At 61.9% G+C, this 25770-nt stretch carries 25 protein-coding genes; 17 read left to right on the top strand and 8 right to left on the bottom strand.

What is annotated here, in order from left to right; all coding sequences use genetic code 11:
• Positions 1-22: 22 nt before the first annotated feature.
• From V5B44_RS17420 to V5B44_RS17455, 8 genes are all read left to right on the top strand, one after another.
• Positions 23-625 carry a hypothetical protein gene (locus V5B44_RS17420; RefSeq protein WP_332360259.1) on the top strand — a complete coding sequence of 201 codons (603 nt, stop codon included), beginning with the start codon at positions 23-25 and terminating at the stop codon, positions 623-625.
• A 28-nt stretch (positions 626-653) separates the two neighbouring features.
• The gene (locus V5B44_RS17425) at positions 654-2438 is read left to right on the top strand and encodes a pilus assembly protein (protein WP_332360260.1); all 1785 of its coding nucleotides are present in this window, start codon (positions 654-656) and stop codon (positions 2436-2438) included.
• On the top strand, positions 2410-3345 hold the full coding sequence (locus V5B44_RS17430) for a pilus assembly protein (protein WP_332360261.1): 936 nt from the start codon (positions 2410-2412) through the stop codon (positions 3343-3345). The genes V5B44_RS17425 and V5B44_RS17430 overlap by 29 nt, the downstream gene beginning before the upstream one ends.
• 10 nt (positions 3346-3355) lie before the next feature.
• Positions 3356-3718 (top strand): hypothetical protein, encoded by a 363-nt coding sequence (locus V5B44_RS17435; RefSeq protein ID WP_332360262.1) that lies wholly within the window; start codon positions 3356-3358, stop codon positions 3716-3718.
• A 435-nt stretch (positions 3719-4153) separates the two neighbouring features.
• Complete coding sequence (locus tag V5B44_RS17440; RefSeq protein WP_332360263.1) at positions 4154-5056, top strand: DUF4399 domain-containing protein; 903 nt, start codon at positions 4154-4156, stop codon at positions 5054-5056.
• Positions 5057-5144: 88 nt separating this feature from the next.
• Positions 5145-6329 carry an efflux RND transporter periplasmic adaptor subunit gene (locus tag V5B44_RS17445; protein ID WP_332360264.1) on the top strand — a complete coding sequence of 395 codons (1185 nt, stop codon included), beginning with the start codon at positions 5145-5147 and terminating at the stop codon, positions 6327-6329.
• Positions 6330-6336: 7 nt separating this feature from the next.
• The gene (locus tag V5B44_RS17450; RefSeq protein WP_332360265.1) at positions 6337-9444 is read left to right on the top strand and encodes an efflux RND transporter permease subunit; all 3108 of its coding nucleotides are present in this window, start codon (positions 6337-6339) and stop codon (positions 9442-9444) included.
• Positions 9445-9515: 71 nt separating this feature from the next.
• On the top strand, positions 9516-10133 hold the full coding sequence (locus V5B44_RS17455) for an ankyrin repeat domain-containing protein (protein WP_332360266.1): 618 nt from the start codon (positions 9516-9518) through the stop codon (positions 10131-10133).
• Positions 10134-10220: 87 nt separating this feature from the next.
• Here the strand turns inward: V5B44_RS17455 and fadD are convergent, their stop codons facing one another.
• Both fadD and fdxA read right to left on the bottom strand, forming a co-directional pair.
• Positions 10221-11897: a long-chain-fatty-acid--CoA ligase FadD gene (gene fadD / locus V5B44_RS17460; RefSeq protein WP_332360267.1), complete on the bottom strand. Its 1677-nt coding sequence runs from the start codon at positions 11895-11897 to the stop codon at positions 10221-10223.
• Positions 11898-12216: 319 nt separating this feature from the next.
• Complete coding sequence (fdxA, locus tag V5B44_RS17465) at positions 12217-12540, bottom strand: ferredoxin FdxA (RefSeq protein WP_332360269.1); 324 nt, start codon at positions 12538-12540, stop codon at positions 12217-12219.
• A gap of 189 nt (positions 12541-12729) precedes the next feature.
• Here fdxA and trxA point away from each other — a divergent pair, with 189 nt between their 5' ends.
• From trxA to V5B44_RS17485, 4 genes are all read left to right on the top strand, one after another.
• Complete coding sequence (gene trxA / locus V5B44_RS17470) at positions 12730-13056, top strand: thioredoxin TrxA (RefSeq protein WP_332360270.1); 327 nt, start codon at positions 12730-12732, stop codon at positions 13054-13056.
• A gap of 200 nt (positions 13057-13256) precedes the next feature.
• Positions 13257-14513, top strand: coding sequence for a transcription termination factor Rho (rho, locus tag V5B44_RS17475; RefSeq protein ID WP_287631862.1), 1257 nt, complete (start codon positions 13257-13259; stop codon positions 14511-14513).
• Between the two features lie 192 nt (positions 14514-14705).
• Entirely contained in the window at positions 14706-14921 is a 216-nt protein-coding gene (rpmE, locus tag V5B44_RS17480) for a 50S ribosomal protein L31 (protein WP_332360271.1), read from the top strand.
• 87 nt (positions 14922-15008) lie between these two features.
• Entirely contained in the window at positions 15009-16670 is a 1662-nt protein-coding gene (locus V5B44_RS17485; RefSeq protein ID WP_332360272.1) for an ArnT family glycosyltransferase, read from the top strand.
• Positions 16671-16701: 31 nt separating this feature from the next.
• Here V5B44_RS17485 and orn read toward each other — a convergent pair whose 3' ends face one another.
• Positions 16702-17247: an oligoribonuclease gene (gene orn, locus V5B44_RS17490; protein WP_332360273.1), complete on the bottom strand. Its 546-nt coding sequence runs from the start codon at positions 17245-17247 to the stop codon at positions 16702-16704.
• A gap of 43 nt (positions 17248-17290) precedes the next feature.
• On the opposite strand from orn, the gene V5B44_RS17495 reads away from it, so the two are divergent.
• The 4 genes from V5B44_RS17495 to V5B44_RS17510 are packed head-to-tail and all read left to right on the top strand — an operon-like array spanning position 17291 to position 20057.
• The gene (locus V5B44_RS17495; RefSeq protein ID WP_332360274.1) at positions 17291-18529 is read left to right on the top strand and encodes a M48 family metallopeptidase; all 1239 of its coding nucleotides are present in this window, start codon (positions 17291-17293) and stop codon (positions 18527-18529) included.
• Between the two features lie 24 nt (positions 18530-18553).
• Entirely contained in the window at positions 18554-18898 is a 345-nt protein-coding gene (locus V5B44_RS17500; RefSeq protein ID WP_332360275.1) for a 4a-hydroxytetrahydrobiopterin dehydratase, read from the top strand.
• Complete coding sequence (gene rsgA / locus V5B44_RS17505; RefSeq protein ID WP_332360276.1) at positions 18895-19761, top strand: ribosome small subunit-dependent GTPase A; 867 nt, start codon at positions 18895-18897, stop codon at positions 19759-19761. The genes V5B44_RS17500 and rsgA overlap by 4 nt, the downstream gene beginning before the upstream one ends.
• A gap of 17 nt (positions 19762-19778) precedes the next feature.
• Complete coding sequence (locus tag V5B44_RS17510) at positions 19779-20057, top strand: polyhydroxyalkanoic acid system family protein (RefSeq protein WP_332360277.1); 279 nt, start codon at positions 19779-19781, stop codon at positions 20055-20057.
• A 33-nt stretch (positions 20058-20090) separates the two neighbouring features.
• Here the strand turns inward: V5B44_RS17510 and V5B44_RS17515 are convergent, their stop codons facing one another.
• Positions 20091-20351 carry an acyl-CoA-binding protein gene (locus V5B44_RS17515; RefSeq protein WP_332360278.1) on the bottom strand — a complete coding sequence of 87 codons (261 nt, stop codon included), beginning with the start codon at positions 20349-20351 and terminating at the stop codon, positions 20091-20093.
• A gap of 78 nt (positions 20352-20429) precedes the next feature.
• Between V5B44_RS17515 and V5B44_RS17520 the strand changes: the two genes are divergently transcribed.
• Positions 20430-21944 carry a wax ester/triacylglycerol synthase family O-acyltransferase gene (locus V5B44_RS17520; RefSeq protein WP_332360279.1) on the top strand — a complete coding sequence of 505 codons (1515 nt, stop codon included), beginning with the start codon at positions 20430-20432 and terminating at the stop codon, positions 21942-21944.
• 119 nt (positions 21945-22063) lie between these two features.
• Here V5B44_RS17520 and V5B44_RS17525 read toward each other — a convergent pair whose 3' ends face one another.
• The 4 genes from V5B44_RS17525 to V5B44_RS17540 form a co-directional block, all read right to left on the bottom strand.
• Entirely contained in the window at positions 22064-22837 is a 774-nt protein-coding gene (locus V5B44_RS17525; RefSeq protein ID WP_332360280.1) for a hypothetical protein, read from the bottom strand.
• A 47-nt stretch (positions 22838-22884) separates the two neighbouring features.
• Positions 22885-23532, bottom strand: coding sequence for a TetR/AcrR family transcriptional regulator (locus V5B44_RS17530; protein WP_332360281.1), 648 nt, complete (start codon positions 23530-23532; stop codon positions 22885-22887).
• Positions 23533-23642: 110 nt separating this feature from the next.
• On the bottom strand, positions 23643-24860 hold the full coding sequence (locus tag V5B44_RS17535) for a patatin-like phospholipase family protein (RefSeq protein ID WP_332360282.1): 1218 nt from the start codon (positions 24858-24860) through the stop codon (positions 23643-23645).
• A gap of 249 nt (positions 24861-25109) precedes the next feature.
• Positions 25110-25685 carry a phasin family protein gene (locus tag V5B44_RS17540; protein ID WP_332360283.1) on the bottom strand — a complete coding sequence of 192 codons (576 nt, stop codon included), beginning with the start codon at positions 25683-25685 and terminating at the stop codon, positions 25110-25112.
• Positions 25686-25770: the final 85 nt, after the last annotated feature.

A 25770-nucleotide genomic window follows, 5' to 3' on the forward strand; every position in this document is an offset into this window, starting at 1 on the left:
CTACTGATCGGAGAACACCGCAATGAAAACACCCCAAACCGGCTTCCAGAGCACTCTCCGGCATTCGCTGCTGCTCCTGGGCCTCGGGCTCGCAACTGCCCCAGCGCATGGCGCCGCGACCGACCTCAACGACATCCCGATGGCGGTCAGCAATCAGGTCAAGGGGAATTTCCTGGTGGTGCTCGACAACTCGCAATCGATGGACGCCTTCATGGGGGGGGCGCTCCAGTCGGGCAACAACCCGAATACCCGCGGCAATATCGGCCGCGACATCCTGCGCGGCATGCTCGGCAACTACCGCACGTCGTTCAACTGGGGCCTGATGAGCTTTGCCACCGCCGCCCCCTCGCTGCGGGATACCTATGTCTACCTGATGGGAGACGATAACGGCATGGTGCTGACCGACGACTGCGTCGCCGGCATCTCCGCCAGCAATGGCAATCGGCGTTGCGTCGCGAATCCAGAGCCGTTTGCCGGCGGCAGGTTCGTCACCTACGATGTCAGTTCCGACGACCCGTGGATTCTCGACGTTCTCTACAATACTTTTGCAAATCAAACGCAGCAACTCTGGGCCTACAGCGACCCTCGTGCTGCAAAACTCCACAACTTATACTGTGTACTATAACCGCAGACTCAACAACACGGGCTGGGTAATGGGTGCCTTTCAGAATCTTTGGGGAAATCGCATCCAATTCACCGCAACGGATGCCGGCTACCTGCCCTCCTTCCCGGGAGTGACCCGACAACTCTTTCTCCGCCGCGGCTGGGGATACAACTCAAGCATCACCGGTGGCGGACGCCTCGACGAACCCGTCGAGACGGACTCAGTCGTGCATTACAACGACCTGCTGACCAAGCTGGGAAGCGAAACCAACCAGGCGACACCTGAAATCAAGAATGCCGCCGTGTTCACCCCCCTTGCGGGAACGCTGCGATCAGCCAAAGACTATTTCCTGGGCCAGAGGGACTGGAAATCAAACGCTGTCAATACCAGCCCGATCAGCGCCTTCTGCCAAAAGAACTTCGTCATGCTGCTGACCGACGGCCTGCCCACCGGCAAAGCCGACGGATCACTCTATAGCGCGGCCGACCGCACCGACACCAACGCGAACGGTGTATGGAATTTCGGTACCGCCGCCAACGATTCTTTCACTGCCGTGACCAATCTGCGTACCGTACCTTACCGCGGTTGCAACAACTGCGTGAATGACTTCGACGTCCAGACTTACGTGATCGCCATGGGTGATACGGTCGCCAATGCGCGCGCCGTTGCTGTGATGGATGAAATGGCATCGCAAGGGGGAACATCGAATGCATTCTTCGCCAACGATCCCGCCTCGCTGCAGAACGCCATCTCGACGGTGGTCAACGATGCGATCTCCCGCGACGGCGCCGCCGCCGCGGTGGCCGTGGCCAACGCCAACGTCACGGCCCTGACGAGTGCCTTTCAGGCAGGGTACAACTCCGGAAGCTGGACCGGGGATCTACAGAGCTACCGACTGGACCTGGCCACCGGCACCCCGCTCATCGCGCAGCCACTCTGGGTTCCGTCGGCACAGGGACAACTCGACCTCCTGGCCAACAACCTCCGAAGGATCGTCAGCTACAGCGGCACCGCCGGGGCAGGCCAGGGCATTCCGTTCCGGCCCTACCCGCTGCCACCCGCCGCAGCGCCGGCTGCGCTCACCACCCTCAGCCTGTCACAGCAGAATTCAATCAGCGCGGTGGACGGCCCCGGAATCGTCAATTACATTCGCGGTGATCGCACGGGGGAAGGGCCGGCGCCGGCACCCGTCATCTATCGCCCGCGAACGCATGTCCTCGGCGATATCGTCAACTCCGAACCCGTGATTGTCGGCGTCCCGTCGAACAACTACAACGACGCGACCGATCGTGGGTACAGCGCTTTCAAGACCGCCCACGCCGCACGCCAGGAAGTGGTTTTCCAGGGGGCGAACGACGGCATGTTGCATGCCTTCAACGCCACCACGGGTGCGGAGGAGTGGGCTTATGTCCCCAACCTGCTCATCCCCAATCTCGCCAACCTCTCGCTGCGGCCCGGTTTCAGCCACAAGTTCTACGTTGATGGCACGCCGAGCGTTGCCGACGTCGACTTCAATCGCACCGGCGGCAACCTCAACAACCCCGCCAGTGACTGGCGCACGCTGCTGGTCGGCGGGCTCAACAAGGGCGGCTACGGTTATTACGCACTCGATGTTTCGGCTGGCCCGCCGGCCACCGAAGCCGCTGCCGCCGCCAATGTCCTGTGGGAATTCCCGAACAGTGCGACGGCTGGCCAGGTGGTTGCCGACCTCGGATTCACCTTCGGCAAGCCGATCATCGCCAAGACGGCAGACCAGGGCTGGGTCGTCCTGGTGACCTCGGGTTACAACAACAGCCGTACGGTCAATGTCGGCGGCAGTCAACTTCACCGGTGACGGTGTCGGCCACCTGTTTGTTCTCAACGCCCAGACGGGCGCGCTGATCAAAGACATCCCAACCGGCGTCGGCAACAATGCTTCGCCCAGCGGCCTGGCCGCGATCTCCGGCTACGTCGAAAGCGCCGATGTCGACAACACGGTCACCCAGGTGTACGGCGGCGACATGAATGGCAATGTCTGGCGCTTCGACCTCACCGGTGCGCCGAACGCCTGGCATGTCAGGCGGCTGGCGACGCTGGTAGACGGCGCCGGCAACGCCCAGCCGGTGACCACCGCGCCTGAACTCACCAGCATTATCGAAAACAATCAGGTCTTCCGTTTTGTCTATGTTGGAACCGGCCGCTACCTGGGCGACAGCGATGTCGTCTCGGTTGCCACGCAGACGATGTACGGCCTGATTGACGATCGCACGGCGGCGCCAACGATCAACCCGCTACGTGCGAATCTGCAACAGCAGACATTGGTGCTGCAGGGCAACATACGTACCGCAACGGCAAACACGTTTGACCTCACCGGCCCGAATCTCAAGCGCGGGTGGTATGTTGACCTGCCGGCGCGTGGCGAACGAGTCAATACCGATCCCCAACTCGCGCTCGGTACCCTGGTCTTCACGTCGAACATTCCCAGCGGTCAGGTGTGCGTCCCCGGCGGTTCATCGTTCTTCAACCTGCTCGACTACCGTACGGGCGGCGCCCTCGCCTACGGTAATCTGGGCTGGTCTTCGGTGTCGCTGGGCAACGCGCTCGCGAGCCGGCCGGTGTTGATCCGGCTGCCGTCCGGAGAGGTCCGTGCGCTGATCCGCAAGTCCGATGGCACCACCATCACCCAGGCCGTCCCAACACCGGCAGGTGCGCCCGCGATCCGTCGCATATCGTGGCGCGAGCTTCCCGATCAACAGCAATAGAAAGAGCGCGATGAAAACATTTCCTCTCCACCCCGCCTGGTTGATCCTGGCCGCCTCGCTCTGTGTGCCGAATTCCTTTGCCATTGAAGCAAGGGGAGCAAGCGGCGCGGGCACTGCCGGGACCGCCTCCGCCACCATGGCTTCGGAGTCGGGAACGGTGACGAAAATCGATCTCAGGGGGGGATACATTGTCCTCGCCAACGACCGCCGGTTCACCCTGCGCCCAGAGGCAGTCGCGGTTTACCGACAGGATGATCAGCGCGTTCCGGGAAAACTGTCCGATGTCAAGGTGGGAAGCAAGGTCAGCCTGACGGTCAACAAGGGTCCGTACGGCGGGGGGGCGACGGTCACCGAACTGTGGCTTGCCCCCTGAGAACGGCGCCTCCGGCCAATTCACTTCACCGATCGCCATCGTCGAGACGGCACCCCGGCCAAGCCTGAGCGGCAGAACATGAGCGTTGCCGTTGACTGCCCGGTCGTTGCTCCCGGGGGCGATTCTCGAGATCCGGCTGAAGCCCGACCAGATTCCCGCTTGTGCGGCAATGACGGTTTCCTGGCACGGCTTCAGTCTTTCACGGTCTGAGCAGTCCCAACAAGGGCGGGCAGTCTGACTCAGGGCGGAACACGTTCGTACCGACATCAAACCTCAGCTGGCTGAACGCGCCGCCGGACTGCGCCACAGCAGGCGCGGCGTGCGGCACTTGCCGCGACAGGGCGAGTGACAAATCCTCCTGCGGCGCTGACCATGCTATGCTGCCACGCGATGGCCCCGCCGGCTGATTGATGTGTGGAATCCTGGAGGCCGCTGATGAATATACGGAAGATTGCCCAAGCCCTGGCGCTACTGCTGCTACCAGACATCGGCGTCGCCAGACCGTTGCCCGATGATCCTCTGGAGCGCCGTTGCTGGCTGCAGTTCACGGCTGACAGAACGTCAGTCAGGCTGTTCGCCGAACCCACGCCGGTCACCTTCTCGAACCTGCGGGACGAGTTCCGCGTTCGCACGCCGTTCTGGGTGGAGTTCGGCATCCGCGGCATGGGCGTGATCCCCGCCGGTAACAAGCGGGAGGGAAGCGGCCATCACCATTTGTTGATTGACACGCCCCTGCCTGCGACCGTTTCCGAGCCGATCCCCTTCTCGGACAAGTACCGACATTTCGGCAAGGGGCAGACAGCGGCCACGATTGATCTTCCGCCGGGAGAGCATAGCCTGCGCCTGCTGTTTGCCGATTACGATCACCGACCGTATTTCGTCTTCAGCCGCAAGATCAATGTCAAGGTACTCGCCAACCGCCAGGGCTCGGCGAAGCCCAGGATTGACCCCGATCGCTTCAACGAGACGTGCCAGGCGTGGTATGAGGATGAAGTCTCGACGCCACCGACCGACGCCAGACGGGTCTATATCAAAAATATTCGCGATGGCGAAACAGTCAACAGCCCGTTCCTGATCAAGCTTGGCGTGCTCGGTCTGGGCGTCGCGCCGGAGGGGACCTCGATCCGGGAAACCGGGTATTTCTCGTTGCAGCTGAGAAAGAATCAGTCTCTGGTGAGGAGCGTGCGCTTGCACGACGGGCAGACCGAAACCGTGCTCGACCTGAGCCCCGGAGAGTATGACGCCGAGCTCGGTTTCCTGGCCGGCGATGGCCAGCTGCTGCTGCGCGATCAAATGAAGCTGATCGTGGCAGCCCGATCGCCATCAGCCCGAAAATGAGTTTCCTGTTCGCCGGCCTGCCTTACCCGTCAGGCGGCTTGATGTTCCCCCGCCAGCTCCCGGCCACCGACGGTTGCGCCGACGCCAGATGACCCGATCCAGGAGGCTGTTGCTGGCCGCGGTCGCGGTCGCCCTCGTTGCTGCCGGGTACTGGTACCAGACTGCTCGCCAGCTAGCGGCAGTCAGCAAACATGCCAAGGCTGTGCCAGCGGTGCCGGTAACGGCAGCAAAGGCCACTGTGCGCGACATGCCGATTTTGCTCGAGGTACCGGGACGGGCCGAGGCCTACGCCAGCGTGACCCTGAAGTCGCGACTCGATGGCCAGGTCACTGCGGTGCTCTACAGCGAAGGGCAACGCGTCAGCCACGGTGCAGTCCTGGTCAGGCTCGATCCCGGCGATTTCGACGCCCGCCTGCTGCAGGCCGAGGCCAATCTGGCCAGGAACGGGGCACAACTGGCCAAGGCCAGGGCCGACGTTGAGCGTTATCTCGCCCTGCAGCGACGCGGCTTCGTGTCCGAGGAAAAGGTGAACGAGCTGCGGACCGCCGAGGCGGCAGCCGCGGCAACGGTCAAGGCCGACAGGGCAGCGGTCGAACTGGCCAGGCGCCAGCTGGCGTACGCCACCATCCGCGCGCCCTTTGCCGGTGTCGTTGGCGCTCGCCTGGTTTTTCCCGGCTCGGCGATCAAGGTCAATGAAACGGCCCTGGCGGTGGTCAATCGGGTACGGCCGCTGTACGTGACTTTCTCGGTTCCCGAAAAGCATCTGCCGCGGCTGCGCAGCGCCATGCGAAAGGGCGAGCTGCAGGCGACGGTCAGGATTCCCGGCGATCAGGAGCAGCCCCTGCAAGCAACGGTCAGCTTCCTCGACAACAGTGTGGATGCCAGCACCGGAACGATCCAGATGAAGGCCTTGCTGGAAAATCGCGACGAACACCTGACCCCTGGACAGTTTGTCAATGTCAGCCTCGCGCTTGACACCCTGGTCAATGCGGTCGTCGTGCCTGCCGAGGCCGTCCAGCAGGGACCGGATGGTGCCTTCCTGTTTGTCGTCCGGCCGGACAGCACGGTTGAGCCCAGGAAGATCGAGGTCGGGGCCAGTGACCGCGGCCTGACAGCGATCAGCAAGGGAATTGCAGTGGACGAAACGGTCGTCACGGATGGCCAGCTGAGGCTCACCGCCGACACGCTGGTGCACGTCAAGCCCGCCCGACTCGAGGCGGCGCCAGCTGCCGCTATGGCGCCGCCAGCGCCTGCGTCCGGACCAGGCCGCTGAAGCAGCAATGAATCTGTCTGAACTCTGCATTCGGCGCCCGGTGATGACCACGCTGCTGATGGCGGCCCTGCTGATCTTCGGCGTCATCGGCTATCGCGCCCTGCCGGTCTCCGAATTGCCGAACGTCGATTTCCCGACCATCTCGGTCACGGCCAGTCTGCCGGGGGCTTCCCCGGAGACCATGGCAGCGGCGGTCGCGACGCCCCTCGAAGGACAGTTCTCGACCATCGCCGGTCTCGATTCGATGACCTCGACCAGCGCCCAGGGTTCGACGGCGATCACCCTGCAGTTCTCGCTCGAGCGCAATATCGATGCCGCCGCTCAGGACGTTCAGTCGGCGATCTCTGCCGCCTTGCGCAGGCTGCCACCGAACATGCCGGCCCCGCCCTCGTTCCGCAAGGTCAACCCGGCCGACTCGCCTATCTTCTACATCGCCATGTCGTCAGTCACGCTACCGCTGTCGCTGGTGAACGAATACGCGGAAACCCAGCTCGCGCAACGCCTGTCGACCATCGCCGGCGTTGCCCAGGTGCAGGTCTACGGCTCGCAGAAGTTTGCCGTGCGCATCCAGGCCAACCCCGACCAGCTCGCCAGCCGGGGAATCGGCATCGACGAACTGCAACAGGCGCTGGCGCAGAACAACGTCAATCAGCCGGTGGGTCAGCTCGATGGCCAGCGTCAGAGTTTTGCCATTCGGGATGGCGGGCAACTGGGCACTGCCGCCGCCTATCGGCCGCTGATCGTCGCCTGGCGAAATGGCGCGCCGGTGCGCCTCGAGGAGGTGGCCAGCGCGATCGACAGCGTCGAAAACCAGCGAATCGCCAGCTGGAACGTGGACCAGCGGGCCATCGTCCTGGCGGTGCAACGCCAGCCCGGCGCCAACACCATCGATACCGTCGAGGCCATCCAGCGGGTGCTGCCGTCATTCCAGTCCGGACTGCCGGCAGCGATCGACATGAAGGTGCTCTTCGACCGCAGTGTGTCGATTCGGGAAGCGATCGAAGACGTCCAGTTCACGCTGATTCTGGCCGGTTTCCTGGTCCTGCTGGTGATCCTGCTGTTCCTGCGAAATCTGTCGGCCACACTGATCCCCAGCCTGGCGCTGCCGATCTCGATCGTCGGCACCTTCGGCGTGATGTCGATCCTTGGCTACAGCCTCGACAATCTTTCCCTGCTGGCCCTGACCCTGTCGGTCGGCTTCGTTGTCGATGATGCGATCGTGATGCTGGAGAACATCGTCCGGCACGTTGAACAGGGCGAAACGCCTTTCGAGGCAGCGATCAAGGGTGCCCGCGAGATAGGGTTCACGATCCTCTCGATGACCATCTCGCTGGTGGCCGTTTTCATTCCTGTCCTCTTCATGCGCGGGATCGTCGGGCGCCTGCTGCACGAATTCGCGGTCACCATCTGCGTCGCCATCCTGGTCTCCGGTCTGGTCTCGCTGACCCTGACCCCGATGCTTTGCAGCCGTTACATCAAACGCGTCGAGCCCGGGTCGCATGGCCGCCTCTTCCAGGCCTTCGAGCGCTTTTTCGCCGCCCTGCTCGCCGCCTACGAGCGTACGCTCAGGCTGGCCATGGCTCACCCGCGGATGGTCCTGGCGAGTTTCCTGGCGACGCTGGCGCTGACCGGGTTGCTTTTCGCTTCGGTGCCAAGGGAGTTCCTGCCTAGCGGTGACTCGGGGCGGATCATTGCCTTCACCGAAGGCGCCCAGGACGTGTCCTTCGCCGCGATGGCACAACATCAACGCGCGCTGGCCGAAATCGTCGCCCAGGAACCCGATATCCAGTCCTTCATGTCGGCGGTCGGGGCCGGCGGCGTCCGCCCGACGGCCAATACCGGCACCCTCTTCATGATCTTGAAGCCGCGTGCGGAGCGCCGGTCGTCGCCGGATGAGATCATTCAACGCCTGCGCCCCAAGCTGGCCGAAGTTCCGGGCATCAAGGCCTACCTGCAGAATCCGCCGGTGATTCGCATCGGCGGCCAGCTGACGGCGGCGCAGTACCAGTACACCCTGCAGGACACCGACCTCGAGCAGCTCTATCAATGGACAAGTACCTTGACTGATGGCATCCGCCGGTTGCCTGGCTTGGTCGACGTGACCAACAACCTCAACCAGCTCAGCCCCGTGGTTTCGCTCGACATTGATCGAGACCGGCTGGCAGCCCTTGGCCTCAGCTACGGGCAGATCGAAGATGCGCTGCAAAGCGCTTTCAGCGCCCGACAGGTGTCAACAATCTACGGCTCGAGCAATCAGTATCAAGTGATTCTGGAAGTTGCCCCGGAGTACCAGGCTGCGCCGGAATCGCTGGCCCGCCTGCACGTCCGCAGCAGCAGCGGCAAGCTCATCCCGCTCGACACGGTGGCGCGATTCAGTCGCAAGACGCAGGCGCTGACGGTTAATCACCAGGGCCAGATGCCGTCGGTGACCATTTCCTTCAACCTGTTGCCCGGCGTCTCCCTCGGTGAAGCGGTGAACCGAATCAAGGTCATGGAACAGGAAATGCTGGTTCCCGCTTCCCTCAACACCAGCCTGCAGGGGACCGCCCAGGCCTTCCAGTCTTCGCAGCAGGGTCTGGGCGTCCTGCTCCTGGTCGCGGTTCTTGTGGTGTACCTGGTACTCGGCATTCTCTACGAGAGTTTCATTCACCCGCTGACCATCCTCTCGGGACTCCCCTCGGCCGGTCTCGGCGCACTGTTGACGCTGTTGATCTTCGGTGTTGACCTCAGCCTCTACGCCTTTGTGGGCGTCATCATGCTGATCGGTATTGTGAAGAAGAACGCCATCATGATGATCGACTTTGCCCTGGCACAGCAGAGACAGGCGGGAATGCCGGCCGGCGAAGCGATTTTTGCAGCCTGCCTGATCCGCTTTCGACCGATCATGATGACCACCATGGCGGCGCTGATGGGTACCCTGCCAGTCGCCCTGGGACTCGGTGCCGGCGCCGAAGTCAGACAGCCGCTCGGCCTGGCGGTGGTGGGAGGGCTGCTGGTCTCCCAGTTCCTGACCCTCTACCTGACACCGGTGGTTTACCTGTACCTGGATCGACTCTCGACACGAGCCTGGTTGGCCCGATCAGCGCCAGGCACCCTGGGCGACCCGGAACGATGATCCGATGCCTGTTGAACGTCACCGGCGGGCGCGATGATAATATGCTTCCTCCTGGCAGGAGGATCTCTCAGATGAAAACCGCCCTATCTCGCAGCGTCACGGTGACCATTTCCGTGCTTTTCCTGGCCCTCAGCGCCTGCAGCAAGGAACCTGACAACGCGGCAGCAGCAAAGCCCCCGGCGGCGACCGTTGACGACATCCCGACCGCGGCGTCGCCGCTGGCCATCGCCGCCATTAGCGGCGATCTGGCAAAGATCAGGTCGCTGCTGGAAGCGGGAGCGGAAATCGAGGCCACCGACGCACTCGGCAGAACGCCCCTCCACATGGCAGCGTTCTACGGACGCACCAGGGCAACGGAACTTCTTCTCGCCAGCGGTGCGACCATCGAAGTCAGGGACCGCATCGGCATGACGCCCCTGCATGCGGCGGTCCTTGCAGGTGGCAGGCACGTAGTGGAACTGCTGCTTGACCGAAAGGCGGATCCGAATGCGCGGACCGACACCGGGCAAACACCGCTGCACCTTGCCGCCGCGACCGGCCAGCCAAGGGTCGCACGGCTCCTCATCGAACGGGGTGCCGACCCGAAGAGCAAGGACAAGCACGGCAAGACCCCGATCTTCTACGCCTCGCGCAACAAGCATCCGATCACGACCGAAGCACTGCAGCCCTATGCCGCGAAGGACGACTGACTGCGCCTCGTCACAACGGCTGGCACCTGCCCGCGGATCGGCTGGCGGTACGTCTGACCAGAAGCACCGCCAGGGAGGTCTGGCGGATCAGGCCTTCTTGATTGCCTCGTCGCGCAGTTCGCGGCGCAGGATCTTGCCGACGTTGGTCTTCGGCAACTCGGTACGGAATTCGACCTGGCCAGGCACCTTGTAGCCGGTCAGGTGCTCCCGGCAATGGGCGATCAACGCCTCTGCAGTAAGCGCCGGGTCCTTCTTGACGACGAAGATCTTCACCGCCTCACCCGACTTGTCGTGCGGAACACCGACCGCAGCAACCTCAAGAACGCCGGGATGCTGGGCCACGACATCCTCGACTTCGTTCGGGTACACGTTGAAGCCCGAGACCAGAATCATGTCTTTCTTCCGGTCGACAATACGGACGAAACCGGTTTCATCCATCACCGCGATATCGCCGGTCAGCAGGAAACCGTCAGGCATGATGACCTTGGCGGTCTCTTCAGGACGGTTGTAATAGCCCTTCATGACCTGCGGACCCCGGATGCAGAGTTCGCCGCGCTCGCCCAGCGGTACATCGACGCCCGCGTCGTTGCGAATGGCGACCTCGGTAGACGAGATCGGCACACCAATCGCGCCGGTGTAGGCGGGGATGTCTAGTGGATTGATGGTTGCCGCCGGCGAGGTTTCGGTCAGACCATAGGCCTCGATGAGGGGCTTGCCGGTCACCTGCTTCCACCTTTCTGCAACCGCCCTCTGGACGGCCATCCCACCGCCGAGCGTGACCTTGAGCTTGGCGAAGTCGAGCGCACAAAAGGCATCATTGTTCAGCATGGCATTGAACAGGGTATTGACGCCGGTGATGACCGTGAAGGGATACTTGCCCAGTTCCGCGACAAAACCAGGAATGTCGCGCGGGTTGGTAATCAGCAGGTTGCTGGCACCGATCTTGAAAAAGGTGAAGCAGTTCGCCGTCAGGGCGAAAATGTGGTAGAGGGGCAGCGCCGTAACGACCATGTGCTGCTCATCCCCCAGCGCCGGCTTGATCCAGGCGTGCGCTTGGGCGAGATTGGCCAGGATGTTGCGATGAATCAGCATGGCCCCTTTCGAGAGGCCTGTCGTTCCACCCGTGTACTGCAGAAAGGCCAGATCTTCCTGCTTGACGGCGACCGCCTTCAGCTCGGCCGAAGCGCCCTTGGCAAGCGCGCTCCGGAAATTGACGGCGCGCGGCAGATTCCATGCCGGCACCATCTTCTTGACATACTTGACGACGAAATTGACGACTGCACCCTTCGGAAAGCCGAGCATGTCGCCAAGACGAGCCACCACGATGTGTTTCACCGGCGTTATCGCCACGACCTGCTCCAGGGTGACAGCGAAATTCTCGAGAATCACGATGACGTCGGCGCCTGAATCCTTGAGCTGATGCTCCAGTTCGCGAGGCGTGTACAGCGGGTTGACATTCACCACCACATAGCCCGCACGCAAGGCACCGAAAATACAGATCGGATACTGCAGCACATTCGGCATCATCAGCGCCACGCGGGCCCCCAGCGGCAACTTGAGAACCGACTGCAGGTAAGCGGCAAAATCCCGCGACAACCTGTCGAGCTCCGCGTAGGTGATCTCGACCCCCATGTTGATATAGGCCACGCGGTCGCGATACTTTGCGACGCTTTTCTCGAACAGCTCGCCAAGCGACTGGAACTCGCTCAAATCAACCTCGGCGGGTACGCCCTGTTGATAGCTCTTCAGCCAGATCTTCTCCACCTGCTCTCCTCCTGAGTGACCTTCTCTGTATAAGAATCGGCGTCGCCGGCACTTGCCGTCGGCGGACTGCCGTTCGCCTCCCAACCATTGACCGAATGGTTGACGCTACGGGCTTTATTCTAAAGGATTTGTTGCTCCTGCCGGCGGGCAGAAGAGCATTTTCGCGATGTGCAACCGAAACCGGTGCTCGCCGGGAAAGCGCAGGCACAGGCTGTCGTCATGGCTTCCCGCAGGCTTCATCTGGCCAGGCGACTCCTAGCCACATCATCGCCGCCTGGCGTCGCGCGACTAGCGGAAAAAGAAGGGGGGACAGCCAGACTCAGCGCAGCAGATACTTGAGCTTGTCCGGCTTGTTGTTCCACTCGTCGGCCTCGGGCAGCGCGTCGGTCCGCTCAACGATGACCGGCCACGTCCGCGCCAGTTCGGCGTTGAGCGCGATGAACGCGCGCTGGGCTTCCGGTACATCGTCCTCGGCAAATATCGCTTCCGCCGGACACTCCGGAACACAAAGCGTGCAATCGATGCACTCCTCAGGGTCGATTACCAGGAAGTTCGGACCCTCGTGGAAACAGTCCACGGGACAGACGTCGACACAATCCGTAAACTTGCACTTGATACAGTTCTCAGTCACTACGTACGTCATTGTCGCGCTTCTGCAGATTTAGACGCTCAGGACTATAGCGTATTTGGCGCCTCCGAGACAGACCCACGGCTTCCATTAACGGGATTTTTTCGCTAGCATTGCAAAGCTGGCCGGCCAGAGCGTGGGCCAGACGCCATGCTACCCACCGCCGCCAGGCACTCCTTCCCAGACCCCGCAAGAGGCATTTTGATGAGCGAACACATCCATCACGTTACGGACGACAGTTTCGGCAGCGAAGTGCTGCAATCGGTTGAGCCTGTTCTCGTTGATTACTGGGCCGAATGGTGCGGTCCATGCAAAATGATTGCACCCCTGCTGGACGACATCGCACTTGACTATGCGGGCCGCCTGAAGGTCGTCAAGTTGAATATCGACGACAATCAGAGAACGCCAGCAAGTTATGGCATCCGTGGCATCCCGACCCTGATGCTGTTCAAGAACGGCAACATCGAAGCCACCAAGGTCGGCGCCCTCTCGAGATCGCAGCTGATCAGCTTCATTGACAATAATCTCTAAACTCGCTACGCTCCCAGCCTGAAGATTTCGTGGGTACACGGCCTGCCCATGGCCACTTGCCAGCCCGTACAATCCCTTCAGGCGTCCTCTCCCTTTAGCAGCACCCCTGCCGGCTTCACGGCCCCCCCTCTGGCACGCGTTTGATTCGCGGCAGCGCGCAACACAGCGCGTTGGGTTCTTCCCTTTCTCGTCTCCAGCACATGCACCTATCCGAACTCAAAGCACTCCATGTAAGCCAGCTTCTGGACATGGCCATTAACAACAACGTCGAAGGCGCCAACCGACTGCGCAAGCACGAATTGATCTTCGCGCTGCTCAAGAATCAGGCCAGGAAAGGTGAGAGCATCTTCGGCGACGGAACGCTGGAAACACTGTCTGACGGCTTCGGTTTCCTCCGTTCGCCGGACACCTCGTATCTTGCGAGCACTGACGACATCTACGTCAGCCCGAGCCAGATCAGGCGCTTCAACCTGCATACCGGCGACACCATTGAAGGAGAAATCCGAACGCCGAAGGATGGCGAACGTTATTTCGCCCTGGTCAAGGTCGACCGGATCAATGGCGAAGCACCCGAGGCATCGAAGAACAAGATTCTCTTCGAGAACCTGACGCCCTTACACCCTGCCGAACATCTGCAACTCGAGCGTGACATCCGCGGCGAAGAGAACATTACCAGCCGCATCATCGACATCATCGCACCGATCGGCAAGGGCCAGCGCGGCCTGCTGGTGGCCAGCCCAAAAAGCGGCAAGACAGTGATGATGCAGCACATCGCGCACGCCATCACCACCAACCACCCGGACGTCACGGTCATTGTCCTGCTGATCGATGAGCGCCCGGAGGAGGTCACGGAGATGACGCGCTCGGTGCGTGGTGAAGTCGTCGCCTCGACTTTCGATGAGCCGGCGACGCGCCACGTCCAGGTAGCCGAGATGGTCATCGAGAAAGCCAAGCGGCTGATCGAGCACAAGCGGGACGTCGTCATTCTGCTCGACTCGATCACCCGTCTGGCGCGCGCTTACAATACCGTCCAGCCGGCGTCCGGCAAGGTGCTGACCGGTGGTGTCGACGCCAATGCGCTGCAGAAGCCAAAGCGCTTCTTCGGAGCTGCCCGCAACATCGAGGAAGGCGGTTCGCTGACCATCATCGCCACGGCGCTGATCGATACTGGGAGTCGAATGGACGATGTCATCTACGAAGAGTTCAAAGGCACGGGGAACATGGAAATTCACCTCGACCGCCGCATGGCCGAGAAGCGCGTTTACCCTGCGATCAACGTCAATCGCTCCGGGACACGCCGCGAAGAACTCCTGCTGAAGCCGGATGTGCTGCAAAAGATGTGGGTTCTTCGCAAGCTGCTCTACAACATGGACGATCTCGAAGCAATGGAATTTCTGCTCGACAAGATCAAGGCAACCAAGAACAACGCGGAATTCTTCGATTCGATGCGCCGCTGATCACGCCAGCGGGTGTCGCGGGGAAGGCAAGCCACGGCACCGGAATCGATCACTCGGTGTCGGCGCCATCGGAACCCGGATTGCAGATGATGCAAAAATCACCGATAATCGCGGTTTATCCAGACTCCTCATGTTTCGGGCGTCGCCTTGGCGCGGCGATCCGACAGATCTAACGCACAGGAAAAGCACCAGATGAAAGACAACATCCACCCTGCATACAATGAAATCGCGGTGACCTGCTCCTGCGGCAACACCTTCACCACCCGATCGACCATGAAGAAGCCGCTGCACGTCGAGGTGTGCGCGGCCTGCCATCCGTTCTATACCGGAAAACAGAAGATCATCGACACGGCCGGCCGCGTCGAGAAATTCAACCAGAAATACGGCGCCATGCGGAAGCCGGCTTAGGTCGGCCGGCAGGGTCGACAGAAAAGGCAGCCCCTTGGCTGCCTTTTTCGTTTCCGTCAACGGGACGTTCAAGCGAATACTCTCCAGATGCCAGTGCAACCGGCGCACGCCCGCTTCAAGGGGATTCCAATGCCACCCAGCGGCTGGACTCTGGCAGTCCTGCTCGCCCTCTATGTGTTCACCGGGCTGATTGGCCACGACCCCTGGAAACATGATGACGCAATCACCATCGGCGTGGTCCATGACATCCTCTCAAACGGCCAGTGGCTAACGCCCGGCCTCGCTGGCCGCCCCTACCCTGAACCGCCTCTCTACTACTGGGTAGCCGCAGCAGCCGGTTATCTGTGGTCCTGGCTGTTGCCGTTGCACGAGGGTGCGAGACTGGCCAGCGGCTTGTTCACCCTGCTCGCCCTGGGTTTCATCCTGCTCGCCGCGCGCGAACTGCACGGCCGCGAGCAAGCGCCGGCGGCGCCCCTGCTACTGGCCGGTAGCATCGGCTTCCTTTTCCACGCCCACGAAGCGCAGCCCATGCTGGCCACGCTGACTGCACATACCGCCGCCTACTGGGGACTGACCCAGTTGCTCGGCAAGCGGCCGCGGCACGGCGCCACCTGCTTCGGCGCGGCACTGGGGCTCGGTTTTCTTGCCAACGGCCTGGCAGCCATGCTGCCGCTGCTGCCGGTGGCAACCTTTGTCGTCTGGCGATCCGATAACCGTCAACGCTCGGCGCTGTTGCTGCTTGGCTCGCTGCTCCTGGCCTGCGCGCTGGCCGGCGGCTGGCTGGTCGCCCTGTTCGTCACAGATCCCCCGTACTTCGCAGGGTTCTGGCATGGTGAGTTGGCCCAGCTCGGCGGCAGCGCTCAGCCCTTGCTCAACCTGCAGCGCCTGCTCCTCATGCTGCCCTGGTACGCCTGGCCAGCCTTCCCTCTCGCCGGCTGGGCACTCTGGGCGAAGCGCCGGCAGCTGGCAACCACCCCGCTGGCCTTGCCCGTTTTCGCTTTGCTGACAGCGCTGCTGCTGGTCAGCCTGTGGTTAGGCGCAGGCAGCGCACCCGCCTTGTTGCTGCTCTCACCACTGGTCCTGCTGGCCGTTCCCGGGGTTGCTTCCCTGCGACGCGGCGCGGCGAACGCTTTCGACTGGTTCGGCATGATTACCTTCAGCGTCTTTGCCCTGCTCGCCTGGATCGGCTGGTCGGCCATGGTATTCGGCTGGCCCGAGAAGCTTGCGCGACAGGCGGTTCGGTTGGCGCCAGGATTCGTCGCTCACTTCAGCATCCTGGCCGCCGGCCTGGCGCTGCTCGGGACGTTGATCTGGTGCTGGTTGATTGTCACCAGCCCGCGCTCGCCAATGCGCGGGATCATGCACTGGATGGCCGGTCTGACCCTGTTCTGGCTGTTGATCGCGACGCTCTGGATGCCATGGATCGACTACGGAAAAAGCTATCGTCAGGTGGCCGCGTCCCTGGCAAAGGCACTGCCCGGCGAGCGACATTGCATCGTCAACGTCAACGCCGCCAACTCGATTCTCGCCGCCCTGGATTATTTCGAGGATATACGCACGGTTGGCGCAAGATCCCCTGGCGCGAAGAACTGTGACCTGCTCCTCATGCAGGGCTCAGCCAGGGATGGCGGCGTCTCGATGGCTGCCGGCTGGGAGAAGATCTGGGAGGGCGGTCGCCCGGTCGACCGCCGTGCCAGCGAGAAACTATACCTTTACCAGCGCCAAGCAGCGACCTTGTCAGGCAAGTGAGGCAGGCAGCAGCACCGAACAAGCTGCGCCGTCAGAGCCTGATGAAATGCTCGCGGTAGTACTGCAACTCAGCAATCGACTCGCGGATATCGGCAAGCGCGGTGTGCTCGGCACGCTTGACAAAGCCCTTGGCGATCTCGGGTTTCCAGCGGCGGCAAAGTTCCTTCAGCGTGCTGACATCGAGGTTTCGATAGTGAAACCAGGCTTCGAGCTGCGGCATGTACCTGACCATGAAGCGCCGGTCCTGCCCGATCGAGTTGCCGCACATCGGGCTGGCAGCTTGCGGCACGTAGGACTGCACGAAAGCCAACGCCGCCGCTTCAACAGCCGCCTCGTCGAGCACTGATGCCCGGACCCGCTCGATCAGACCGGAGCGCGCATGCGTTCTCCGATTCCACTCATCCATCGCCGCAAGACAGGCATCCTCCTGGCGCACGGCCCACACCGGTGATTCGGCGACGGTCGTCAATTGGCTGTCGGTCACGACCATCGCCAATTCAATGATGCGATCCCGATCAGGTTCCAGACCGGTCATTTCCATATCCAGCCACACGAGGTGATTGGCATCCTGTGCCATATAATCCGCCTGAACTCCAAAACCGTGATTGTGTCACAGACGCATGCTCAATACCTTCTCCTTCGCCTTCCTTGCCGCCCTGTTGTTGATGTGCGCCCTCCGCCTCTGGCTGGCGCAACGTCAGATTTCGCATGTCATTGCTCATCGCGGGCGGGTACCCGCTGGTTTCGCTGATCGCATCGAGCTCGACGCCCATCAGAAGGCCGCCGACTATACCGTCGCTCGCACCCGCTTCGACACAGTCGGGCTGGCGGTTGAAGTGGCCGTTCTGCTCGCCTTCACGTTCGGCGGTGGCCTGCAGACATTGCACGAGTTCTGGTCGGGGCGACTCGACGGCCTGACCTACGGCGTTGCACTGATCTTCAGCGTCGCACTGGTATCCGCCGTCGTTGATCTGCCCTTGGCGCTCTACCGGCAGTTTGTCATTGAGGCCAACTTCGACTTCAACCGCATGACCTTGAAGATCTTTATCAGCGACCTGCTGAAACAGGCGGCACTGGGCATCGTTATTGGCACACCCGTGCTGCTGGCCGTACTCTGGCTGATGGACAGAATGGGTGATCTGTGGTGGCTCCACGTCTGGCTCTTCTGGTGCGCCTTCAATCTGCTGCTCCTGTTCATCTATCCAACCTGGATCGCACCACTTTTCAACAAGTTCGTCCCGCTTGACGATGCCCAGCTGAAGATGCGCGTCGAGGCGCTGCTGGTGCGCTGCGGCTTCACCAGTTCAGGCCTCTTCGTGATGGATGGTTCAAGACGCTCGCGCCACGGCAACGCCTACTTCACGGGTTTCGGCAAGACCAAGCGCATCGTTTTCTTTGATACGCTGCTCAGCCGCCTGCGCCCGGTCGAGGTCGAAGCCGTCCTGGCGCACGAACTGGGCCACTTCAAACACCGACACGTCCTCAAGCGGATAGGAATGCTTTTCGCCATGTCGCTCGGCTTTCTCGCTCTGCTCGGCCAACTGATCGATGCCGAGTGGTTCTTCAACGGACTTGGCGTTGCTGCCGGAAACACCGTCCTGGGACTGCTTCTCTTCTTCCTCGTCGGCCCCGTCTTCACCTTCCTGCTGACGCCACTCCTGAGTCTGCTGTCCCGTCGCGACGAGTTTCAAGCCGACCGCTACGCGGCAGCCCACGCCTCGGCAGGTGATCTTGTCAGCGCGCTGGTGAAACTCTATGAAGATAATGCTGCGACGCTGACTCCCGACCCGCTACACTCACTGTTCTATGATTCACATCCACCGGCTGCCCTGCGCATTGCCCACCTGCAAAGCGCTTGAACAGAACCAGAAGGAGTCCAGGCGATGATAACCGAACCGGAACTTGCCCGCGAACATTGTCGCCCGCTTCGTGGCGGCGAACACTCACTGGATCAAACGCAGGCGTCGGCCCTGCTCGCCAGCCTGCCGGGCTGGCAGATTGTCGACCCGGGCCAGCTGCTGCAAAAAGAATTCACCTTTGCCAGTTACACGGCCACCCTGTTGTTCGTAAACACCGTGGCGGGAATGGCTGAACGTGAAAACCACCACCCCGATCTTGAAGTCGGCTACGGCCGTGTCAAGGTCAATTACAGTACGCACGACGTCGGCGGCCTGTCACGCAACGATTTCATCTGCGCCGCCAAGATCGAAGCATTGGCCAGGATTTGAGACTCGCAGGTACCGTCGTCGCCGCCTATGGGCGGCAGTACCGCATCGAATTGGCAGATGGAACGACGCTGCTCTGCGTTCCTCGCGGCAAGAAGAGCGAGCTGGTCTGCGGCGACCGGGTGACGGTCCAGCGCACGAGCCCAGACCAGGGCGTGATCGGCGCGCTTGACACGAGGCGGACCCTGCTTTATCGCTCGGACAATTTCAAACAGAAGCTGATCGCCGCCAACGTCACTCAGGTGATCATCGTTGTCGCCACCGAACCCTCGTTTTCGGACGAACTTATCACGCGCTGCATCGTCGCCGCTGAAAGTCAGGACATCCAGGTTCTCATCGTGCTCAACAAATGCGACCTCAGCGAGCGGCTGGCAGCCGCCACGGCGGCGCTGGCGCCTTACGAGAAGCTGGGTTACCGGATCGTCAGGCTTTCGGCACGCCAGAATGGTACGCTGCTGTTACCGTGTCTGGCCGGCCACACCAGCCTGCTGATCGGCCAATCAGGGATGGGCAAATCGACCTTGATCAATGCCCTGGTCCCTGGCGCCGCCGCACCAACCCGCGAGATCTCGCAAGCCCTGCACACCGGCAAACACACCACCACGCATGCCAGCCTCTACCGCCCAAGCGCCGACTCGGCGCTGATTGACTCGCCCGGCCTGACCGAATTCGGTCTACACCACCTGTCATCAGAGGAAATTGCGCACGCGTTTATCGAACTTCGGCCGCTGCTCGGCCATTGTCGCTTCCGCAACTGTCGACACGACCATGAACCGGACTGCGGCGTACTTGCGGCAGTCTGTCATGGTGACATCGACCCGCGCCGCTACGCGGCGTTCCGCTCACTCTGCGCCGAAATCGGCTAACACCACAGGAGTTTCGCATGAGCGACATCATCATTTGCCGCCAGCACGGCAAGAGTCTCGCCGAGGCGCGCGCGTCGGCTGAACACATGGCGTCGGAATTGAACGAAGAGTTCGACCTGAGCTACCATTGGGACGGTGATGTCATGCGCTTCAAGCGACCCGGTGTGGCCGGCGATCTGTCGGTGGACGATCAGCAGGTTGCTCTCAATATTCGTCTTGGCTTCCTGCTGTTCGCGCTCAAGCCCACCATAGAACGCGAGATCCACAGGTTTTTCGACGAAAACTTCCCGAGCTGAAGAAAGCTGCCCGGAAAGTCGGCAGGACCGGAGTCAGATCGCTTTCAACTTTTCGATCAGGGCAATGTACTGCTGCATCGCCCCGGCAGCGGGCGTCCCCTTGATCGCTGCCCAGGCATCGTATTTGGCGCGACCAACCATATCGGTAAAACCAGGGCGCCGGCCTTCGACGTCGCCGTCGCTAGCCTGCTTGTAAAGCGCGTAGAGCGTCAGCAAAGTGGTGTTGTCCGGACGCTCGGGGAGGCTCTTGGAACTGGCAACGGCGGCCTCGAACTGGGCTTGCAGGTCACTCACGGTGGTTCCCCTAGTTGATGATCGGCTGAAATGGCTTGCTATTATATGGGCTTGCCATTTGTTCAGGGAGCGCACGCGATGACTTCGCGCCAGAGAATTTCTCATGTCGACACCGCCTGGCTTCGCATGGACCGGCCCGAGAACCTGATGCAGATCCTGGGTGTGATGGTTTTCAAGGGCCGTGTCGACGCCGAGCGGTTCAAGCGTACAGTCGCCCGGCGTATGCTGCGCTACCGACGCTTTCGGCAGATTGCGACCGAGGACGCCGATGCCTGGTGGTGGGTCGACGACCCAGACTTCGACATCGACGCGCACGTTCGCCACTCGTTTCTCCCGGCGCCCTGCGGCACGCACGAACTGCAGAAGTTTGTCGCCGAGATGGCGAGCACTCCACTCAATCCGGCACGGGCGCGCTGGGAATTCAACCTCGTCGACATGGCCGACGACAATTCCGCACTGGTCGTGCGCATCCACCATGCGATTGGCGATGGCATCGCCCTGCTTGGCGTCATCCACTCGCTGACCGATGACCGGGCCGAGGCGCCGGAGGACGGTGGTCTGGCGGTGGCAGCCAGGGCCAGTACCGGCAAGCAGGGCGATCTTGCAGGCGAAAGCGATGACAACGACGCCTTCTGGCGCTTGATCCTGGAGCCACTGACCGACGTCGCGATCGCCTCGATACGCGTCGGTGGCCACCTCTGGGGTCAATACCTTGGCCTGCGCGATGACCCGGCTCGCCTCCGCGACTACGCCCGGGTAGCGGCAGCCATCACTCAGGAAGTCAGCAAGCTTGCCCTGATGCCCAACGACAGTCCGACGCGCTACAAGGGCAAGCCAGGCACGGTCAAGCGCGTGGCCTGGTCCGAACCGCTCCCGCTGAGCGAGATCAAGGCGGTCGGCAAGATTCTCGGCTGCTCGGTCAACGACACCCTGCTCGCTTCGGTCGCCGGTGCCCTACGCAGCTATCTGGTGGCCAAAGGCGACAACCCGGGGACCAGCGAAATTCGCGCCATGGTCCCGGTCAATCTGCGGGCACCGGATGACATCGAGGATCTAGGGAACCGCTTTGGCCTGGTCGCGCTCGAACTGCCAATCGGCATCGAGAACCCGCTGGCCAGGCTGTACGCGACGCGGGCCCGGATGGCGGCGTTGAAGGGCTCTTATCAGGCGATGCTGACCTTCAGCCTCCTGGGCGCGGCCGGCATGGCGCCAAAATTCGTCGAGGACCAGATTCTCAACCTGCTGACCAGCAAGACCACGGCGGTCATGACCAACGTCCCGGGTTCTCAGCAGCCTCGTTACTTCGCCGGCAGCGAAATCGACCAGCAGATGGTCTGGGTCCCGCAAGCCGGCGAGATCGGCATGGGCGTCAGCATCCTGTCCTATAACGGCAGAGTGCAGTTCGGACTGATTACCGACCGGACCATGGTCGACGATCCCGAGCAGATCGTCAGCCGCTTCGCAGTTGAGTTCGACAAACTACTCTGGCTGCTACTGCTCGAGCCCTGGGACCGGCTAAGCGATCCGGACGCTGTCGCCGCAGACCTGGCCGGGCTGGCCCGCCGACTCCCCACTGCCCGAAGCGGCGCATGACTGGCGAACCCCGAGCGCTCGCCGCAGGTGGCCGCAATGCCCGTGAAAGCCTCAGCCGGGCCGCGGCGCGCGCACCTCGATGGCCGACCCGATCTCCGCCACGGACGGAAAACGAGGCGTCAGTCGGCGAGTTCGGCCTTCGCCGCTTCGACGTCCAGACGTTCCATCGCATCCATCGGCTGGCAGCCTGCAGCTTCCTGATACAGCCGTTCGGCGTCCTTCAGCTTCGCCTTGCCGAACATCAGGACCAAGGCGTTGGCATACTCGATGCGGGCGATCGCAGAGTCGGGGATCAGTTCGAGCGCGGCTTCAAGCAGTTCCTTCCCGGTGTCCTTCTTTGCCCCGTAGGTAATTCCGCCAACCAGCGAGCCGACCTTGTCGATCACCTCTGCGTGATAGGCGCCAAGCGCGATGCGCGCGTCAGCGTGGCGAGGCTCAAGCGCCAGAGCCTGCGTCAGGCTGTGTTTGATCTTGCCGCCCATGCCCTCGGCGAGCGCCTTGACCACCGAAATGCTCTGGCTGTAGCGACCAAGCGCAAAGGCGTGGAGATACCAGGCATTCACATCGGCGGGCGTCTTTTCCTGCTGCTCCTCGCAGCGCTGCGCGACCTGCGTGAGCAGGCTGCGCTTGCGCTCGTCGTCAGTCTCGAGATAACCGGCGTAGATCGTTGCCGCCTTGTTGGCCACGTTGTAACCAGCCAAGCCGCAAGCCAGACCAGCCGCGACCGCCTGGCCAAAGTCACCAGCGTGATAGCTTCGCCAGGCGTCCTGCACTTTTGGATCGTCGGGGAAGGGCTCGCAGTCACCGCGATGCAGGCGTGCCCAGTTCTCTTGCAACGCCCCGCCGGCATAGTTGTATGCCTTGTCAGGATAGGGAAACTTTTTCCAGATCATTGCTTGTCCTCGCTCCAAGTTCGTGAAGTATGGCCTTGCCCACCAGGCTACGCCGGGAGGTACTCCTGCGACAGCCGTTCGAGCAGGCCTCTCGATTCGCCCAACAGAAACGGCGAAACCATCGCCATCACCTGATACACGCCGCGGCCAATGCGACCACTCTCGACCTTGCCGCGTGGGTCGCACGCATACTCGAAGGACAGCCAGTAGCTTGCGAGCACGGTCATGTTCGTCGCCAAGGCACGCAGCTCCTGAGTACTGGCGCGCATCGCACCTGCCAGGACCAGCCCGTCGCACAAGGTGGTCGCCGTCCGCACCTTGTGCGCCAGTATCTGCCTGAAATGAATCTCCAGAACACGATTGCGGGTCAACAGATCATTCAGGTCGCGATAAAAGAAACGATACTTCCAGATCTGTTCGAACAGGAGATGCAGGAACAGCCAGATATCCTCGACGTTGGCTGGCCGTCTGGTCGGCGCAGCAAGGGTTTCCTCGATCTCCCGTTCGAAGACGGCAAAGATCGATTCGAGGATTTCGTCCTTGTTATGGAAATGATAATAAAGGTTACCGGGACTGATGTTCATCTCGTCCGCAATGACCGTGGTCGTCACGTTCGGCTCACCGAAGTCATTGAACAGGCGCAGGCTCGTTTCGAGAATGCGTTCGCGCGTACGCCGCTTCGGCTTCTTGTCCATCCACTGCCCGTCCTGATCTGTCAGCAACGGCCAGCATAGCACTCCGTGCCAGCTCAGGGAATCCTCGCAGCCGTGATCTGCAAAGCCCAAGCCCGGTGAGCACGGCAGGATCAGGCTTTCTGTGCTTCCAGCCAGACTTCGAGATCGCGCAACGAAGCGTCCAGCGCGCTGGCGCTGGACGCCAGATCCGGACGGCGCTTGTGTGACAGCAGCGAACGACTGTGATCCTTGAGCACACCGAGGTTCAGTTCGATACCGTGACGAGCGAAGATCGGCCGCAGCTCATGGCGCCGCCGGTAGAGATCGCTGCGCGTCCGTTGATAGGCGTGCTCGCACAAACGACTGCGGCCCCGATAGCTGAACACATTGGTAAAGAACATGTCCGCATCATCACGCGTGGGCTCGAACAGGACCACGTCCCTGCCCTGGAACTCGTGCCGATAGCGATCCATACCGGTGCGCATCCGCGAGTGAATGATGGCGCGAAAAGTCTGCGCCAGGACGACCGGCAGACCTCCGTCAACCAGATGCTCGGGGGCCCATGTCCGGTTCTCGTGCAGCGGGCGTTTGGCCGCCAGGCGTGAGTCAAATGGCACCAGCGGATTGATGCAGATCAGCAGCTCGGCGCCCTGCTGCAGCGCAACGGAAGCATGCAGCGTCTTGATCAGAGCGCCATCGACGAAATACCGCTCGCCAATCCTCACCGGTGGAAACAGACCTGGCAAGGCAGCACTGGCCTGCACGGCGACCGAAATGGGCACATCCTCATGCCCCTCGGAACCGAAGGCGACCGACTCTCCGGTGTCGAGATCCGTCGCCACGATGAATAGGCGATGCTTGAGCTGGCGAAAATCGTTGCTCCGCCCGCCAGTCGAAAAGAGTCTTCGCAGCAGCTGATCAATGCCTGAACTGTTGAAAACGCCGGCGGGAATCGCATGACTGAGACCCTGGAACGTCTCGATCAGACGAAGGTGCCAGGGATCCGAAAGGTACTGGCGCAAGGACGACCAGAACAACACCGGCACGGCAAGCGCACGTCGCAGGTATTCGCCGAAAGCCGGACGCAGAAGCATCTCGGGGTCGAATACCTCGTCGGTATCGTTTTCCACCAGCATGCGCGCCAACTTGGCAGGCCCCAGGCCATTGGCGACGGCAGCCGATATGAAGGCCCCTGAACTGACCCCGACATAGATGTCAAGGCCGGTAAAGTCCAACCCGTCGAGAGCCTCGGCCAATGCGGCCATCGCACCGACCTCGTAGATGCCACCCACCGGACCACCCCCGGCGAGCGCCAGCCCGATCCTCGCACGCTTCCTTGCAGCAACCATGGACCGCCGTCCTTTCTCCCGTGGGATGCACCGCCTGCGGCAAAATTCGACGCCGCTTTCCTGCGCTGCGTCGTCGGCGTCAGCAGATCGTGCTTATACCGACAGCGGAAAAGCGCCGCCGGTCAGCCTGGATCGCATGCCTCAGCCAGCTGAAGCCCTCCCCTGGGGGAGGGCTTCGCACACTCTGCAACCGTGGTTGAGAGCCTGGTCCAGACAGCGATGGCGAGCTGGCCCAGACCGCTCAGGAACCTACTCGCTTGGCTGTGGAATGGTATTCAGCACATCAGCCGGGGTCACCGGAGGAACCGGCTTGGCGGCAGCGGCTTTGACCGCCGGCCGGCGAGCCGCCGGCTTGGCGGCAGCGGCAGCCGGCTTCGCGGCCGCCGGCTCAGCCGTGGTGGCCGCCTCTTTCACGGCCGGCTTGGCGACGACCTTGGGAGCAACTTTCCCCTCGGTCAGGGCCTGCACCGCGGCACTCAACTCGATGACACGCTTGGACAGGCGATCAATATCCTGCTTGCTCGGTACACCCAGACTTCCAAGGGCGCGCGCAACACGGTCCTCGAATACCTGCTCCAGGCGATCCCAGGTCCCCGCGGCTTTACCTGCCACCTGAGCAATCCGCTCGTCGGTCATCTTGCGGGTTTTCGACTGGATGCTCTCGCCTTCCTTGACCAAGGCATCGAACACCTTGCCGCCTTCCTCCTGGGCCTTTGCAAAAGCGCCGAGCCCGGCAAGCCAGATCTGCTGGGCAGATTCCTTGACTGTCGACGCCAACTGGTTCTCGCTCACGCCACCAGCCAATTCTCTGAGTTTCTTGCCCATTTCCATCTCCTTCAACGTAGTCACAAAAAAGGTCAACAAGTTTTTTGCTTGCCCTAAGAAGCCAGTCTAGTGACAATATCTAGAG

It is taken from the genome of Candidatus Accumulibacter necessarius (assembly GCF_036625085.1).